14 protein-coding genes are annotated in these 14773 nt (G+C 33.8%); 1 reads left to right on the top strand and 13 read right to left on the bottom strand.

Annotated elements, in window-relative coordinates; genetic code table 11:
- Nucleotide 1: 1 nt before the first annotated feature.
- From BM212_RS02360 to BM212_RS02345, 4 genes are all read right to left on the bottom strand, one after another.
- Entirely contained in the window at nt 2–1999 is a 1998-nt protein-coding gene (locus tag BM212_RS02360; protein WP_091895941.1) for a BglG family transcription antiterminator, read from the bottom strand.
- A 234-nt stretch (nt 2000–2233) separates the two neighbouring features.
- Entirely contained in the window at nt 2234–3394 is a 1161-nt protein-coding gene (locus BM212_RS02355; protein ID WP_425434162.1) for a MalY/PatB family protein, read from the bottom strand.
- 16 nt (nt 3395–3410) lie between these two features.
- Complete coding sequence (malX, locus tag BM212_RS02350) at nt 3411–4979, bottom strand: maltose/glucose-specific PTS transporter subunit IIBC (protein ID WP_072693063.1); 1569 nt, start codon at nt 4977–4979, stop codon at nt 3411–3413.
- Nucleotides 4980–5109: 130 nt separating this feature from the next.
- Nucleotides 5110–5880 carry a MurR/RpiR family transcriptional regulator gene (locus BM212_RS02345; protein WP_072693065.1) on the bottom strand — a complete coding sequence of 257 codons (771 nt, stop codon included), beginning with the start codon at nt 5878–5880 and terminating at the stop codon, nt 5110–5112.
- A 119-nt stretch (nt 5881–5999) separates the two neighbouring features.
- Between BM212_RS02345 and BM212_RS02340 the strand changes: the two genes are divergently transcribed.
- Nucleotides 6000–6212 carry a glycine zipper domain-containing protein gene (locus BM212_RS02340; protein WP_091895931.1) on the top strand — a complete coding sequence of 71 codons (213 nt, stop codon included), beginning with the start codon at nt 6000–6002 and terminating at the stop codon, nt 6210–6212.
- A 135-nt stretch (nt 6213–6347) separates the two neighbouring features.
- Here the strand turns inward: BM212_RS02340 and BM212_RS02335 are convergent, their stop codons facing one another.
- The 9 genes from BM212_RS02335 to BM212_RS02300 form a co-directional block, all read right to left on the bottom strand.
- The gene (locus BM212_RS02335) at nt 6348–7283 is read right to left on the bottom strand and encodes a D-ribose ABC transporter substrate-binding protein (protein WP_091895928.1); all 936 of its coding nucleotides are present in this window, start codon (nt 7281–7283) and stop codon (nt 6348–6350) included.
- Nucleotides 7284–7302: 19 nt separating this feature from the next.
- Nucleotides 7303–8265: a ribose ABC transporter permease gene (gene rbsC / locus BM212_RS02330; protein WP_072693069.1), complete on the bottom strand. Its 963-nt coding sequence runs from the start codon at nt 8263–8265 to the stop codon at nt 7303–7305.
- The gene (locus BM212_RS02325) at nt 8265–9746 is read right to left on the bottom strand and encodes a sugar ABC transporter ATP-binding protein (protein WP_091895925.1); all 1482 of its coding nucleotides are present in this window, start codon (nt 9744–9746) and stop codon (nt 8265–8267) included. The genes rbsC and BM212_RS02325 overlap by 1 nt, the downstream gene beginning before the upstream one ends.
- Before the next feature lie 11 nt (nt 9747–9757).
- A complete protein-coding gene (gene rbsD, locus BM212_RS02320) occupies nt 9758–10159 on the bottom strand; it encodes a D-ribose pyranase (protein WP_091895922.1) in 402 nt (133 codons plus the stop codon).
- Nucleotides 10134–11048, bottom strand: coding sequence for a ribokinase (locus BM212_RS02315; RefSeq protein WP_091895919.1), 915 nt, complete (start codon nt 11046–11048; stop codon nt 10134–10136). Before BM212_RS02315 ends, rbsD begins: the two co-directional genes overlap by 26 nt.
- A 10-nt stretch (nt 11049–11058) precedes the next feature.
- On the bottom strand, nt 11059–12024 hold the full coding sequence (locus BM212_RS02310) for a LacI family DNA-binding transcriptional regulator (RefSeq protein ID WP_091895916.1): 966 nt from the start codon (nt 12022–12024) through the stop codon (nt 11059–11061).
- Between the two features lie 243 nt (nt 12025–12267).
- Nucleotides 12268–12741 (bottom strand): hypothetical protein, encoded by a 474-nt coding sequence (locus tag BM212_RS12800; protein WP_245750917.1) that lies wholly within the window; start codon nt 12739–12741, stop codon nt 12268–12270.
- Between the two features lie 88 nt (nt 12742–12829).
- Nucleotides 12830–13834, bottom strand: a complete 1005-nt coding sequence (locus BM212_RS12795) for a Mur ligase family protein (RefSeq protein ID WP_245750916.1) — start codon at nt 13832–13834, stop codon at nt 12830–12832.
- 175 nt (nt 13835–14009) lie between these two features.
- Nucleotides 14010–14621 (bottom strand): TraX family protein, encoded by a 612-nt coding sequence (locus tag BM212_RS02300; protein ID WP_091895913.1) that lies wholly within the window; start codon nt 14619–14621, stop codon nt 14010–14012.
- Between the last annotated feature and the right edge of the window lie 152 nt (nt 14622–14773).

Raw genomic sequence — 14773 nt, 5'->3', positions numbered from 1 at the left:
TCTAAAAATAATTCATTGCTTCTGCTGAATCCGCAGCAGATAACAACTTTTCCTTCAAATTACCAGAGACAAATTTTTCATTTAATCTCATCAGCCAGTTCACATGTTCGTTATGCTGCCCTGGTGCTAACGCTACAACCACCTGATATTCTTCTCCATCTGGATCAATTATCGGTTCTTTGAGTATAGAGATCTGTGCATCCATTTTCTTAACACCTTCTTCGAATCCTACGTGAGGAAGCAACACTTGTGGCCCAATCAGCATGGTTTTATATGAACTATCAAATGCTTTTTTACAGACTTCAATGTACTGCTTATCAATATTTCCTCTTTTCGAAATGGGTTTAAATGCTTTTTCTATACAATCTTCCCATTCCCATTTTTCATTAATAATAGATATCTGAAAGTCATTATTAATTAAGTCCTCTGACTTTTCTTGTTCCTTCTCTTCTTCGATCTGATCTTCTGCTAAAAACTTTGATAAAGTATCTATTGCTTCCTTTTCTTTTTCCTGCTTTAGATAATCTCCAAGGTAAGAAAGAATATATCTTGCTTTTTTAACTGTGTTCTCCTCAATATTTTTATCTAAACGTTCTTTTAACTCTACACGATCTCTATAATTCATATAAGAAGAGACTAGTAAAACTTCTTTATCCGTGTTAAGAGGAACCGTTGAAAAAATAAAATCAGCTTCTATAATACTACTTTCAAATTGTCTTGCAGAATATGTTCCTTTAAATGAGATAAATGGAAACAATTCCTCCAGTAGTCCAAGTAACATTTTAGAAATGCTGGTGCCGCTTTTACATACGACTACTGCTTTGAACGGTTTATCTTCCTTTTGTTTAGAATATTCCATAATATTACTTAATACGATCATTGCAATAAATGCTGTTTCGTCTTCAGAAAATGGTTTCGGAATAAAAGTGTCAAACATAGACATTTCTTGTTTGACTAACCTATATATCGACCGATACTCTTCTTTAAATTGTTGGGTCAGAGGATTGACTATGGAGATGCCTAACTCCGCTCTAAAGAGTGCTGGACGAATATGCTGCAATAATACTTTCTTCAATTGTTCAACATTAGAGAATTGAATGGCTAATTTACTTTCAATTGTTTCGATAAAGCGAGTGATCGTTTGATCCAATGCATCAGTGTTATAGATTGAGAACTCAGAATTTATCATATTAGATGATAGAACTAATACAGCTAAATAGATCAAATCATCTTCATCTAAAAAATCGTAATTCCAGAAAGCAGAAATAATTGTTTCATATTCTCTTGAATTTGTTACAGCTTTTATTTCCGTAGTAAGGGAACAGGAACTATTCGTATTCTTTTTCCTCTGAACAATGGAATAGGCCGTATAAGGTAATACCTCAACCATTTCATCAGATAATAATATATTCAGACGTTCTTCTACTTTTTGAAGTCTCTTTTGTAGAAAAATGACTTCATTAGCATCCAATAGACCTTCTTCAAATAATAAATACTTTCCGATAGGAATATTAAATATTTTGTTTACTGTTTCTACTAACAGTTTTCTTATTATTAATTCTTCGCCTTCTAAACTATATCCAGATTTTCTTGAGTAAAATAATCTACATTCTTTTTCTTCCAGATCGCTTTTTAAGATATTTAAATCCGAAACGATAGTATTTTTACTTACTTTCATCTGTTCTGCTAAGTCTTGTAAGGAATAAGAGCGTTCTTTTAATGCCAGCAAAAGGATGAGCAACATTCGTCTTAGTGAAATTGAGTACTGCAGGAATCCCTCTTTTTTTGAGATTTGATAGTATTTTTCAACTTGCTCTTGAGAAAAATATATTTTTTCTTTCTGATACTTTATAACAGGTTTTTCGTCTTCAGAATTAATACTATCTATACTTAAAATCACTTTGTTTTCTGATATGCCTAAAGATCGAGCGATTGAATGAACGGTTACTTCATTTCTAACTAAAGTATTTGCGATAATTTCTAATGCTAATTGATCCATTTCCTCACCTCCTATCCTTTTCTTCTACGCTTATTTTATCACTATTATTTAACTTATTAAGTACGTTGATCACAAATAAAAGAAACCGCTTTTATATAAATTGTGATGAACTTCTTCTATTTAATTTTTGGCTAGGTCATTATGTTTATTATAGATTTTTAAACAAAAAATTTCGGATAGACACAGATATATAGTCATTTGTGTCTATCCGAAAAAATAAATACTCTATTCTATTTAGTTCAAACTTCTAATTAATCGGTGGAGTCCATCTACCACTTTTTCTCTAGGGCATCCTACATTCAGTCGTAAAAAGTTACTTCCATTTCCTCCATATACTCCACCGTCCATTATGGCTACTTGACCAATCTCTAGTAATTTTTTTTGAATTTCTTCCATTGTTCCTGGATAATTTGTCATATCCAGCCACATTAAGTAGGTAGAATGTGATTCCACTACTTTTATAATAGGCATTTTTTCAAATAATTCTTTCTTTACATATTCAATATTTCCATCAATATACTCATTCAATTCTTCTACCCAATTTTCACAGTTGTCGTAGGCAGAAATGGTTGCTTCAAGACCTAAAGTACTTGCAGAAGAGAGTCCGTCTCTATTTTTCAACCTATATCTAAACGCTTTCCTATCCGTTTCACTAGGCAAAATGACGTAGGAAAAAATTAAACCTGGAAAGTTAAATGTTTTAGATCCTGAAGTTACAATAGCAACATTTTGCTCAGAAAGTTCCAGAATGGGATGATGAGAATATTCTTTTCTTACTATATCCATATGGATTTCATCAGATATTAAGAATACTTGGTACTTCTTACATAACTCTACGATTTTCTTTAACTCTTCCTTTTCCCATACTCTTCCAGTCGGATTATGGGGAGAGCAAAACAACAGTATTTTATTTTGTGGATCTGATAGCTTTGCTTCTAGTTCAATAAAGTTGATAGAGTATAGTCCATTTTGATAAAGTAACGGATTCTCAATAAGTTTGCGCTGGTTTCCTACAATCGTTTTGAAAAATGCGTCGTATGCTGGCGTTTGTACAATGACACCATCTTGTTTGTCAGAGTGCATATCGATCAATAAAGAAATACTATAAATAACTGACGGACTGTAATTCAGCCATTCTTTTTTTATTTCTAAATTAAATCTATTCCGATACCACTTCAAAACTGCTTCTTGGAATGCTTGATGATTCCACCTTGTATAGCCAAAAATCCCATGTTCAAGCCTTTTAGATAAAGTATATCTAACTTCACACGGCAACATAAAGTCTGTATCAGAAATAGTAAATGGTAAAAGATTATTTTCTCCAAATCTGTCTTCAATATAATCCCATTGTGTACAATGAGTGCCCTTTCGATCGACTATCTGATTGAAATCCACACACTTTTTCTCCTTCCTAATCATATAACAATGAATCTAATTCATTTCTGACACTCGTTACCTTAGTCCCTACGATAACTTGTACATTATTCTCTCCGAGATGAACAACTCCTAAAGCACCCAGTTCTTTAAGTTTATTATCATCAACGATTGCTCCCTGTTTCAAAACTAACCTTAAGCGAGTAATACAATTATCCACTACTTCAATATTTTGTGCTCCACCTAAAGCATCAATCATTTCGGGCACATTGTAACTTCCTTTTTTCTTGTAATGAGTTTCTTCTTCCGTATATTCTGTTTCATCTGTAACTTTTTCTCGTCCAGGAGTCTTTAAGTCAAACTTTAGAATAACTGTCTTAAATACAAAATAATAAAACGCAAACCAGATTGCACCTATTACAATAACCATCCACCATCTAGTATAATTTCCTTGCATAATACCGAAAATAAGAAAATCGAGTAATCCTCCATCTGTATTCCCAATGACAACACCCACTAACGGCATAATCATAAATCCTAAACCAGTCATAATAACATGGAAGATCCAGAGTAAAGGACTTATAAACAAGAAGAGAAATTCTATTGGTTCTGTAATACCCGTAACTGCTGTTGCTACAACACCTGATATCAATAGTCCTTTTATTTTGTGTCTATTTTTAGGCGTTGCTGCATGATACATGGCTAAGGCAGCGGCAGGTAACCCAAAAATAAATGTAGGCATTTTCCCTTGCGAAAGGAACGCCGTTGCATCGCCTGATATCGGAAGGCCTTGTTGTAACTCCGCATAGAAGATATTTAATGCACCAAATATTTGATTTCCTTCTATAATTGCTGATCCACCTGCTTCTGTGAATCGAACCATAGCCACTAGGATATGATGTAATCCAAATGGTAATAGCAATCGCTCCCCCGCACCAAACAAGAAAGGCCCAAATACTCCAGCGCTTTGAATCAGTGTACCGATTCCGGTAATTACTACCGCAAATATTGGCCAAATGATCGGTATAATCAACCCTACAACTGCTAAGACTAAAGAAGTGATAATAGGAACAAACCTTACTCCTGAAAAGAAGGAAAGGCTATCTGGAAGTTGAATAGTATAGAAACGCTTATGAAGTTGGTAAACTAACAAACCAGCAATAATTCCACCAAGAACACCCATTTCAATTGTCTGAATTCCAAAAACCATTCCTTGTCCAGCTTCTCTTAATTCTTCTGGATCAGCCAGTAAACTATTTTCTGTTAAATAAAAATTTATGGATAAGTTCATAATCGTATAGCCTACAAATCCTGAAAAAGCAGCAATCCCTTTTTCTTTTCTTACTAGTCCTAACGGAATTGCCATTGCAAACATCACTGGTAAATAACTAAATGCAAATGCTCCAATTGTTGACATAAAGCGAAAAACTATTTGTAAGAATTGATTTCCTAAAAATGGTAATGCATCAATCGTTGATTCTCCTGAGAATGAACTACCAATCCCAAGTAAAAGTCCCATAAATGCAAGCAATGCTACAGGTAACATGAATGTTTTACCTAATCCCTGAAAAAACTCCCAAAAACTTACTTTTTTCTTGTTTTTCATTTTTATCCCTTCCTTTGCTAAATTTGCCCGGGCATTTAATATACTTTTATTATATGGACTATAATAGCGAAATGCTACCGCTTACATAACGTTGGAAGTTCTTACACGATTATGTACCGATTTACATTATCTAATGCTTCTCTCCAGCATATCGAATCAACAATAAATCTAATATACCAGTTAGTGCTACTCTAGAACTCAAATCTACTTCTCCAAAATATAGGGGTTCAACAATTGCCTTTAGAGTATAGGTAGCCATTTTCTCTAAAGAACTATTATTGACTCCTACAACAGCAATAATAGGTACATTATTTTTTACAAAATTAGTAGCATATTCAGTAACATGGATTGTTTCCCCACTTAAACTGACTATTATAGCTAAGTCTCTTTGAGTTAATGATCTGGAAATCGATCTTAATTCATCCCAGTCTGTTCGAGCTGTAGCTTTTTTCCCTAATGCTATAAGTTTTTTTGCTGTATCTATACAAGTTGGTAAACTTCCACCTACTCCTATAATTTCTATCGTATCAGCTTCTTTCATTAGCTTTGTTACTTTACTGACAACTTCATCATTAACATTTTCAAAAGACTTAGAAATTTGGAGCTTTAAATTATCACTAAAAAGAGAAGTTTCTTTTGATAACTCTTTAATATTGGTCTGGCCTCGCTCTTTATTTGTATAATGTAAGATAGCATATTTCAACTCCTGAAACCCTTTAAAACCAAGATGCTTTGCTGTACGAGAAATTGTTGCAGTAGAGATAAAAAGTTTATCAGCTAATTGCTCAATCGTAATCTCTGATACTTCAATAGGATTTGCTAAAATATATTCCAAAACTTGATTTTCTAGGTTACTTAATTTTGATTTCTTTTTTTGCAACTTACTAATTAGAGAATCCATCAGTTTCCTTCTTTCAAGTATGTTTATAAAAAGCATACCACATAAAAGAGGTATCCGCTTTATTTGAATGTACTTTACTATTTGTTTGTGCTACATTAAAAATAAAGGAGTCCTAACCTGTGAAAGAAGATAAAAATAATGAGTTCTCAAAAGAAAAAGATACTTCTGCTGATTCAAATACGGGTATGGGAATTGGTGTAGGTGTAGCTTTAGGAGCTGCAATTGGGTTAATGATGGATAATCTAGCTGTTGGTCTAGCCATTGGTATTGCCCTAGGTACCGTTATCGGGGCTGCAACTTATACAAGTAAAAACAATAAAAATGATGAATGAATTAAAGCACAGTATCCTTATTTTCTTGGGTACTGTGCTTTATTCTTGAGAAAAATGTTGTATTTATTATTCTTATTTTCTTTACTAGACCTTCAATCCTTTTCCAGATTCTCTGTTATTGAATATAGATTTTTTTTATTCAGCAGTCATCAATTCTAATGGAGAAGAAATTACGTTTTCTACATCTTTTCCTGAGACATAGTCATAGGCTGCTTGCACTGCTAATGAGCCCATTTCATATGGTTGTTGCGCTACTGTTGCATCTAATCGACCTTCTTCGATTTGAGCAAGTGCATCTTCATTTCCGTCAAATCCGATTACTACAATATCTTCTAATCCTGCTGCTTCTATAGCTTCTATAGCACCCAATGCCATTTCATCATTTTGAGCAAATACAGCATCAATATCTGAGTTGGATTGTAGTAGGTTTTCCATTACGGTTAATCCTTCTGATCGGCTAAAATTAGCAGATTGACTATCTACAACATCTAATTTTTCATTTGCTACATTATTAAATCCTTCACCACGTTCATTAGCAGCAGAAGCACCTGGAGTTCCTTCTAATTGAACAACTTTAGCATTTTCTCCAACTAACTCAACAATGTGCTCTGCAGCCATTTCTCCTCCTTGAACATTATCTGAAGCAATTAATGTAACGACTTCTCCACCTTCACTTGAACGATCTAAGGTAATGACAGGGATACCTGCTGCATTAGCAGATTCAATAGCTGGCGTGATGGCATCAGAATCTACTGGATTAATTAAAAGAACATCTACGCCTTGTTGAATCAAATCATCAATCCCATTGATTTGTGTAGCTGTATCGTCTTGAGCATCAACCGTTCGCACTGTCGTACCATTTTCTTCGGCTTTATCTTCTACCCCTTCTTGCAGCTGACCAAAAAATGGATTGTTTAATGTTGAAATAGATAGACCAATAGTCATTTCATCTGGAGATATTTCTGCTACTTTTTCACTTTCATCAGATTGTTCTCCTTCTAATGTTGCTGAACCACAAGCTCCTAAAAGAAACATTGTAAAGATTGTTAATAGTCCAAAAAGTTTTTTCATGTTAATTCCTCCATTTATTCTATTTTTTTCTGTCTAACAATACTGCAATAATAATAACGATTCCTCTAACTACTTGCTGATAAAAACTAGATACGCCAAGGAGATTTAATCCATTATTTAATGTACCAATAATCAATGCTCCAATAAGTGTTCCCACTATACGTCCTTTTCCTCCTGCTAAGCTTGTGCCACCAATTACTACAGCAGCAATTGCATCTAATTCATAAGCGGTCCCGGCAGTAGGTTGTGCAGAATTTAATCTCGAAGTTAAAATCAGTCCGGCTAATGCTGACATCATTCCTGAAATAGCATAGACGGTATATTTAACTCTATCACTTTTGATTCCAGCTATATAAGATGCATTTTCATTCCCACCAATCGCAAAAGTCTTACGACCAAATGTCATTTTGTGTAAAAGAACAAATAGTATCCCGAAGGCAATAGCCATTAATACTACTGGGAATGGTATTCCAAATAGATACCCCCTTCCAAAAAATAAAAATGTGAAATCATCACTAAATCCTGTGATGGGATTCCCTTCTGTATAAACTAACGTTAATCCACGAAATATTGTCATTGTCGCAAGCGTTGCAATAAATGGAGCTACTTTACCTTTGGTAATCACAATCCCATTCAGTAACCCTAACGCTGCCCCTATTAATAGACCAGCAAAAATTGCGACAACAGGTGGTACACCTGCAGCTAGAATCCCAGCAGTCAAAGCTCCACTAAGCGCTAGTGTGGATCCTACTGATAAATCAATTCCTCCGGTAATAATAACGAATGTCATACCAAAGGCAATTAAAGCATTAACAGATACTTGTCTTAAAAGATTTAAAATGTTTGTCGGATTGATAAAATTTGTATTCAAAAATGTTACCACAACAACTAAAACTATTAGGGCAATTAGTGGCCCTAACTTCCTAAATAATTCACTTCTTTTGGCTTTTGTTTGAGTAATGCTTTTAGATTTAGCTTCCATTAAGATCCTCCTGTTGCTAATGTCATAATTTTTTCTTCAGATAAAGATTCTTTTGAGAGTTCTCCTGCTATTTTTCCTTCGTGAACTACAATTACACGATCACTAACACCGATTACTTCTGGTAAGTCACTCGATACCATAATAATCCCTACGCCTCTTTCCGTTAATTCTTTCATCAAACTGTAGATTTCTTTTTTTGCTCCTACATCCACTCCACGAGTTGGTTCATCTAGAATCAATACTTTCGATCCAGCACCAATCCATTTGGCAAGCACAACTTTCTGCTGATTCCCTCCAGAAAGAGCAGAAGCTGGTAACTCCATATCTGTTGTTTTAACCGTCAGTCTTTTAATTAGTAAATCAACAAAATCTGCTTCTTCTTTACGATTAATCCAACCATATTTAGAAAATTCTTCAAAAGCCGTCATGCTGATATTATCTCGTATAGAGAAATCTAAAAATAACCCTTCATCTTTACGATTTTCTGTTAGGAATCCAATCCCTTTTGAAATAGCATCATTCGGCGTTTTTATCTCTACTTTTTTACCTTCTATAAATATTTCTCCTTTTTCTAATCGATCAATCCCAAATATTGCCCGCATGATTTCCGTACGACCCGATCCCATTAATCCAGAAAATCCAATTATTTCACCTGAATGTAGCTTAAAAGAAATTTCATTAAAAAGGGTTGATCGAGATAGTTCTTTAACCTCTAATACCACCTCTCCCTTCTCGCTTTCGATAGTTGGGTAATAGTCCTCTAAGTCTCTTCCAACCATTTGACGAACGATTTCGTCGTAATAAGTTTCCTTGGTTGGTTTAGTACTGATTGAGATTCCATCCCTCATAACTGTTACACGATCACTAATTTTAAAAATTTCTTCCATTCGATGAGAAATGTAAACAATCGCTACATTTTTTTCCTTAAGTTGATTAATTATTTTGAATAATAGCTCAATTTCTCTATCCGTTAATGCAGCTGTTGGCTCATCCATTATGATGACCTCAGTATCATTCATTAACGTTTTTGCAATCTCAACTAATTGTTGCTGCCCTACGCTTAATGTCTTCATTTGTTTCTCAAAGTCAATATTGATTCCCAGTTCTTTAAAAATATTGTTTGCCTTATTTTTCATATCTTTTGTTTTTATCCAACCAAAATTTGTTTTTATTTCTTTTCCCATAAACAAATTTTCTAAAACGGTCATTTCCGGCCAAGTAATCATTTCCTGATGAATAAAGCTAATACCATAATTTTCAGCTTCCTTTGGATTCTCGAATAACTGCTCCTTTCCATCAATAACTATTTGTCCATCATCTTTTTTGTGTAGTCCTGTCATGATATTCATTAAGGTAGATTTTCCTGCCCCATTTTCTCCCATGAGTGCATGTACTTCACCAGCTAGTAGATTAAAGTCCACTCCTCTTAAGACGGTGTTACTCCCAAACGACTTAGTAACCCCTTTCATTTCTATGTTCATTTTTGCACCTCCTAGAATAATACTCCGGATTGTAAAATCACATTTGCATAGGGTGTAGATTCTCCAGTTCGAATAATGGTTTTAGCAAATTTAGACTGTTCTTTAAATTCTTCATGTTGTATATAGATAACTTCAATGTCAGACTTTTTTAATTTATCTACTGTTCTTCTATTTAGATCCGCATTTTTATTTTTTATTTCTTTAGCCAATATTGCTTTTTCTATTTTCATTTCATTCATCATTAAGTTTAAAAGTTCTTCAAAACTGGGTATTCCTTCAGATATCGATAAATCGATTTTTTTCACTCCATTAGGGACTGGAAGGCCGCAATCTGCAATAATCAATTGATCCGTATGTCCCATATCAGCTAATATTTTACTGATTTCACTATTTAATATCCCATTTTTTTTCATATTCTATTTTTCCCTTCATCTCATCTAGTATAGGCATTCCATTTTGTGCTCCTTCATTTTGAATAGCAATAGCTGCGGCCAAGTTTCCGAATTTTATACTCTCTTCCATCTGTAGACCAGAAGTAATTGCTACAGAGAATGCTCCATTAAAGGTATCTCCTGCTCCTGTAGTATCCATTACATTTTCAACAGGTATTGACGGTACTTTAATAATCGTTTTACCATCGTGGAATACTGCTCCTTTTGACCCTAAAGTCACTATTAATTTCTTTGGATACTGCATTAAGACATCTTCCAGAATTTCATTTGGAAACAGCGCCTTAAACTCTGTTTCATTTGGAGTCAGAAATGTTAGTTTCTCAATAGTATCCTTTGTTATTGTTCTAGCTGGAGCTGGGTTTAATAAAACAGGTATATTCTCCAAATTGCATAGATCAATTAAGCTTTCTACAGTTTCTACTTTTGTCTCATTTTGTACTAATACTAAATCAATTTTTTCATCTTTTTTATTTTTAAAGTAAATTTCGACATCTAGTGGACTATACTTAGCATTTGCTCCTGGTACATATATGATAGAATTATCACCTTTAACCAAGGTGATTACTGCTGAACCTGAAGGAGAATGTGTAACCCGTTCCACATTGTTTATATTTATATTATTGTTTTGAAGATTCTGTAAAAGTCTTTCCGCAAATTCATCTCCTCCAACAGCTCCTAGCATCGTTGTATTTGCTCCTAAGCGAGCACAAGCAACTGCCTGATTAGCTCCTTTCCCTCCAAAATCTGTTGTAAAACTTTTTCCTTCTATCGTCTCTCCTACTAAAGGTCTTTTATCTGCTCCGACAATAAAATCGGTTGATATACTTCCTACCACTATAATATTTGACATTTCTAAGCTCCTATCTTAAAGTTTCTCGCTGAACAAATTCCGGCTTTAAAATAACTTTTTTTTGCGTAATTGATTTTTTTTCAATTAAATTAAATAACATTTCCGCTCCTCTATAACCTACTTCATATGCTGGTTGAGCAATTGTGGTTAGGCCTGGAAACATATACCGACTAAAGGGCATATCATCGTATCCGATAATTTGTAAATCCTCTGGAATACGATATTTTCTTCGCATAGCTTCTTTCATAACTGCCAATGCGAATACATCATTACTAGCTATTACGCTATCAAAATTTTCAAATGTCTCAAAAAGATTTCTTGCTATTTTCTCCGCTTTATCAACTTGATAAGTATTGGTTTCAAATATTTTATAATTTATATTAGAATGATTTAGAACTTGAAGATTTCCAGTAAGTCGATCATTCGCTCCAGGTACTTTTTTTGGTCCAGCCATTACAATGACATTTTCAGCCTTCGTTTCTTCTATGGCTCTAGCCGCCAGCTTACCCCCTAAAAGATCATCTGTAGAGATAGAGTAATCTTCTTTTTCCATCGCTCTATCTAACAATACAAACGGTATACTAGATTTTGCATCTTTCTGTATAGCAGATGCAGATAAAACCCCACTAACATTATATTGCGAAAAAAATTTAACATAAGTACTTTCTTTTTCTAAATTGTCTTCTACGTTTCCTAGTATGACCATATACCCTTTTTCTTGAGCACAATCTTCGACACCCTTTGCTAGTAAGGGGAAATATGGATTAGAGATATCAGGCAGTAATAATCCTATCATCTTAGATGTTTTTTGAAACAAGGACCTAGCCACTTCATTAGGGTAATATTCTAAAGTTTTGATCGCTCTTTCTACCTTTTTCCTTGATTCTTCTCCCACATATCCACTATTATTTAACGTTCTTGAGACTGTGGCAACGGATACCCCAGCAAATTCTGCAACATCTTTGATTGTAGTCATCTTATCTCCCTCTATCTGTAACCGATTACACAATTAGTTTACCATCATTTTCTACTTTGTCAACTATAAATAATTATCTTCGAAAAAAGCATGCTTTCTAAAATAGTTTACTAAGGATACACATTGCCTTACTGGCGTTATACTGATTAAAAAACGTTTTTTCAATATACAAAACCAGCTATATTAAGCCTATTAAACTCTAGTCCTAACATAGCCAGTTAACTTTATTTTACTTACTCAATCTCAATTCATACCAATTATTTTAGAACTTAATACATTATTTATTGCCTCATGATTAACATCAGGGTACATTTGCTTCAATAATTCTAACGTTTTTCTGGCTCCGGTATCCATTGAATGGGCTCCAGATATCAATAAAATATCTTCTGGATTTAAACGTTCAACGCCTAATTGCAGTGCATCGTCTAATTCTTCAAAAAAGGCTACGTTTATTTTATTTTTCTGCATCACTTCTAAGAATGCATTCAGCTCTTCTTCCGTAACCTGATCTTTTTTCATTACATGTGATCGACTAGTTGTTAAAATGATGTTTTCTATATTCATTTTGTTAAACCATCCGGCTATAGATTCTGCTATTTCTTTGCTTAGTTCTGGTCCATTACTTCCTCTGATAGCATGCACAAGATGCATATTTTCGTATTTCAGATGTCCAATTGCTTCCATACAGGAATCGATATTGTTTTTATTGAGTAGCAAATCATCAATGACCTTAAATTCTTGATCATAAAGGATTTGAAACCTTCGTTCTACTCCTTTGAAGTTCTCAATCCCTCTTTTAACGTATTCAAGAGGGATGGATATTATTAATTAATGCCGTTAGGATTGCTGTCGTTGCATTATATATAGAATGATAGTCTGGAACCGATAATTGGATTTTGAATGTTTCAGGGTTTATTTGCGTTCCATCTAATGTATTAAAAGGGTCCATAATATTGATGACAAAAGATGGTTTCCCAGAAGATAGGTCAATATCTGTTATTTTAACAGTACTTGAATCGTTCTCAATACCAAAGGTTACAACTTGAGCTTCGGTTTGGTGTATGAGTGGATTTAATAGCGGTTCGTCAATATTAAGAATTGCAAAGCTATCTGCTGATGCATTTCTTATAAGAGAAGCTTTCGCATCAAAATAAGCTTCAAAAGATTCATGTAATTTAATATGTTCTGGGCTTATGTTCGTAAAAGCAACTACATCAAAATCTGTTCTGTGAACACGCTTAAGTTCCAGTGCTGAAGATGAAACCTCCATAGAGACATGAGAAATTTCTTCATCCGCCATTTTTGAAAAATATTTTTGCAAATCATAAGATTCAGGTGTAGTCAGTACACTGGTTTCTACTTCATGATCAATTTTAGTAATAATAGTGCCGATAAGACCGATTTTCAAGTTATATGCTTTAAAGATTTCATCAGTCATATATGTAATTGTCGTCTTACCATTAGTTGCTGTGACTCCAAAAATTCGCATAGACTTAGAAGGATGTTCAAAAAAATTACTTGATATAGTTGCTAAAGCTTCACGACTATCTTTTACTTTGATCTGAAGAACATCCAGTCCATTGATAAACTCCTCTACTACAATGACAGTTGCACCTTTAGCTACAGCTTTTTCTGCATACTGATGACCATCTGCAAGATGACCCTTGATACAAACAAAGAGTGTATCTTGACCAGCTTCTTTTGAATGATATGCTACTTTTTTTATATTCAATTTTTCAGTATACTTTTTTTCTTTAGAAAGACGTTTCGAATCAATCTCTACCGATTTTAATAGTTCAGTTAATTCCATTTAATAGTGTCTCCTCCCAGAGATTGCTTACAGTAGCTTTTAAGGACTAAATAATTTCGTTTCGCGAGTCTATTTAACAAGGGGTATCATTTAGTTTACTATTTAATTGGTATTATGTCATTTTATTTGCTTGTATAAACAAATACTGAGATTATTCTAAATCAGTTTAAAAATTTTATTTTTCGATTTCTATTGATTTATCCAAGTCACAATGAATATTAAGATTCCTTGATGCAGCGGGTAAAACACGTAGGAAAAAATACTTAGATACTTTAGGAAGTTTAATTCTTATATTACCTAGAAACAATGGAAGGGCCATTAAAGAAAATGCTTGAACCGAAACACCCATAATAAATTGTATAATAATGGAAAACAAAATACCTTGGTCGCGATTATACTCCTTCATCCAATATATTCCCCAGCCAAACAACATACCATAAACTCCATATTCCACTGGGATGCTCAAGAGTAAAAACACTATAAAATATTTCTTATATTTTATAGAAAGGGAGAATAAAGCAAGTAAGAAGATGACATTTAAAGTGTTCGGTGTGATCGGCATAGAGATTACTCCAAGTATTAATAGTCGTATAATATACTTTTTATAATTTTTAGTCCGCTTTGTTCCTTCTATAATGCCATATAAAAAACAAGGAAAAGCAATTCGCCCTATTACTCGCATCCATAATAACTGTGGAAATAAAAAATAGCCCATATGATCGATCAGCATTGTAATTATCCCGATCCACTTGATTGTATTTAATTTATGGTCAAACGATTTTTCCATATCCGTTTTCCTTTCAGAGATGCATTTGATCCAGCTTATTATTAAAACAACTTTAGTCTATTATAACAGGTTCCTTCTACTTTTGAGACTGTCACCTCATAGCCCTTCTATAAAGAGTAAAAATCAGTACTCTAAACGATTATATACGTTGA

Origin of the sequence: Marinilactibacillus piezotolerans, assembly GCF_900114235.1 — a bacterium.
Lineage (GTDB): Bacteria > Bacillota > Bacilli > Lactobacillales > Carnobacteriaceae_A > Marinilactibacillus > Marinilactibacillus piezotolerans.
The sequence above is the reverse complement of the archived record's forward strand: the minus strand, read 5'-3'. Positions and strand labels throughout refer to the sequence as shown.

Excerpts from the sequence above, each read along its gene's own strand:
- BM212_RS02315 (WP_091895919.1), bottom strand. The coding sequence starts at position 11,048 with ATGTCAAATATTATAGTGGTAGGAAGTATATCAACCGATTTTATTGTC.
- BM212_RS02360 (WP_091895941.1), bottom strand. The coding sequence starts at position 1,999 with ATGGATCAATTAGCATTAGAAATTATCGCAAATACTTTAGTTAGAAAT.
- BM212_RS02300 (WP_091895913.1), bottom strand. The coding sequence starts at position 14,621 with ATGGAAAAATCGTTTGACCATAAATTAAATACAATCAAGTGGATCGGG.
- rbsD (WP_091895922.1), bottom strand. The coding sequence starts at position 10,159 with ATGAAAAAAAATGGGATATTAAATAGTGAAATCAGTAAAATATTAGCT.
- rbsC (WP_072693069.1), bottom strand. The coding sequence starts at position 8,265 with ATGGAAGCTAAATCTAAAAGCATTACTCAAACAAAAGCCAAAAGAAGT.
- BM212_RS12795 (WP_245750916.1), bottom strand. The coding sequence starts at position 13,834 with ATGGAATTAACTGAACTATTAAAATCGGTAGAGATTGATTCGAAACGT.
- malX (WP_072693063.1), bottom strand. The coding sequence starts at position 4,979 with ATGAAAAACAAGAAAAAAGTAAGTTTTTGGGAGTTTTTTCAGGGATTA.
- BM212_RS02335 (WP_091895928.1), bottom strand. The coding sequence starts at position 7,283 with ATGAAAAAACTTTTTGGACTATTAACAATCTTTACAATGTTTCTTTTA.
- BM212_RS02345 (WP_072693065.1), bottom strand. The coding sequence starts at position 5,880 with ATGGATTCTCTAATTAGTAAGTTGCAAAAAAAGAAATCAAAATTAAGT.
- BM212_RS02325 (WP_091895925.1), bottom strand. The coding sequence starts at position 9,746 with ATGAACATAGAAATGAAAGGGGTTACTAAGTCGTTTGGGAGTAACACC.
- BM212_RS02310 (WP_091895916.1), bottom strand. The coding sequence starts at position 12,024 with ATGACTACAATCAAAGATGTTGCAGAATTTGCTGGGGTATCCGTTGCC.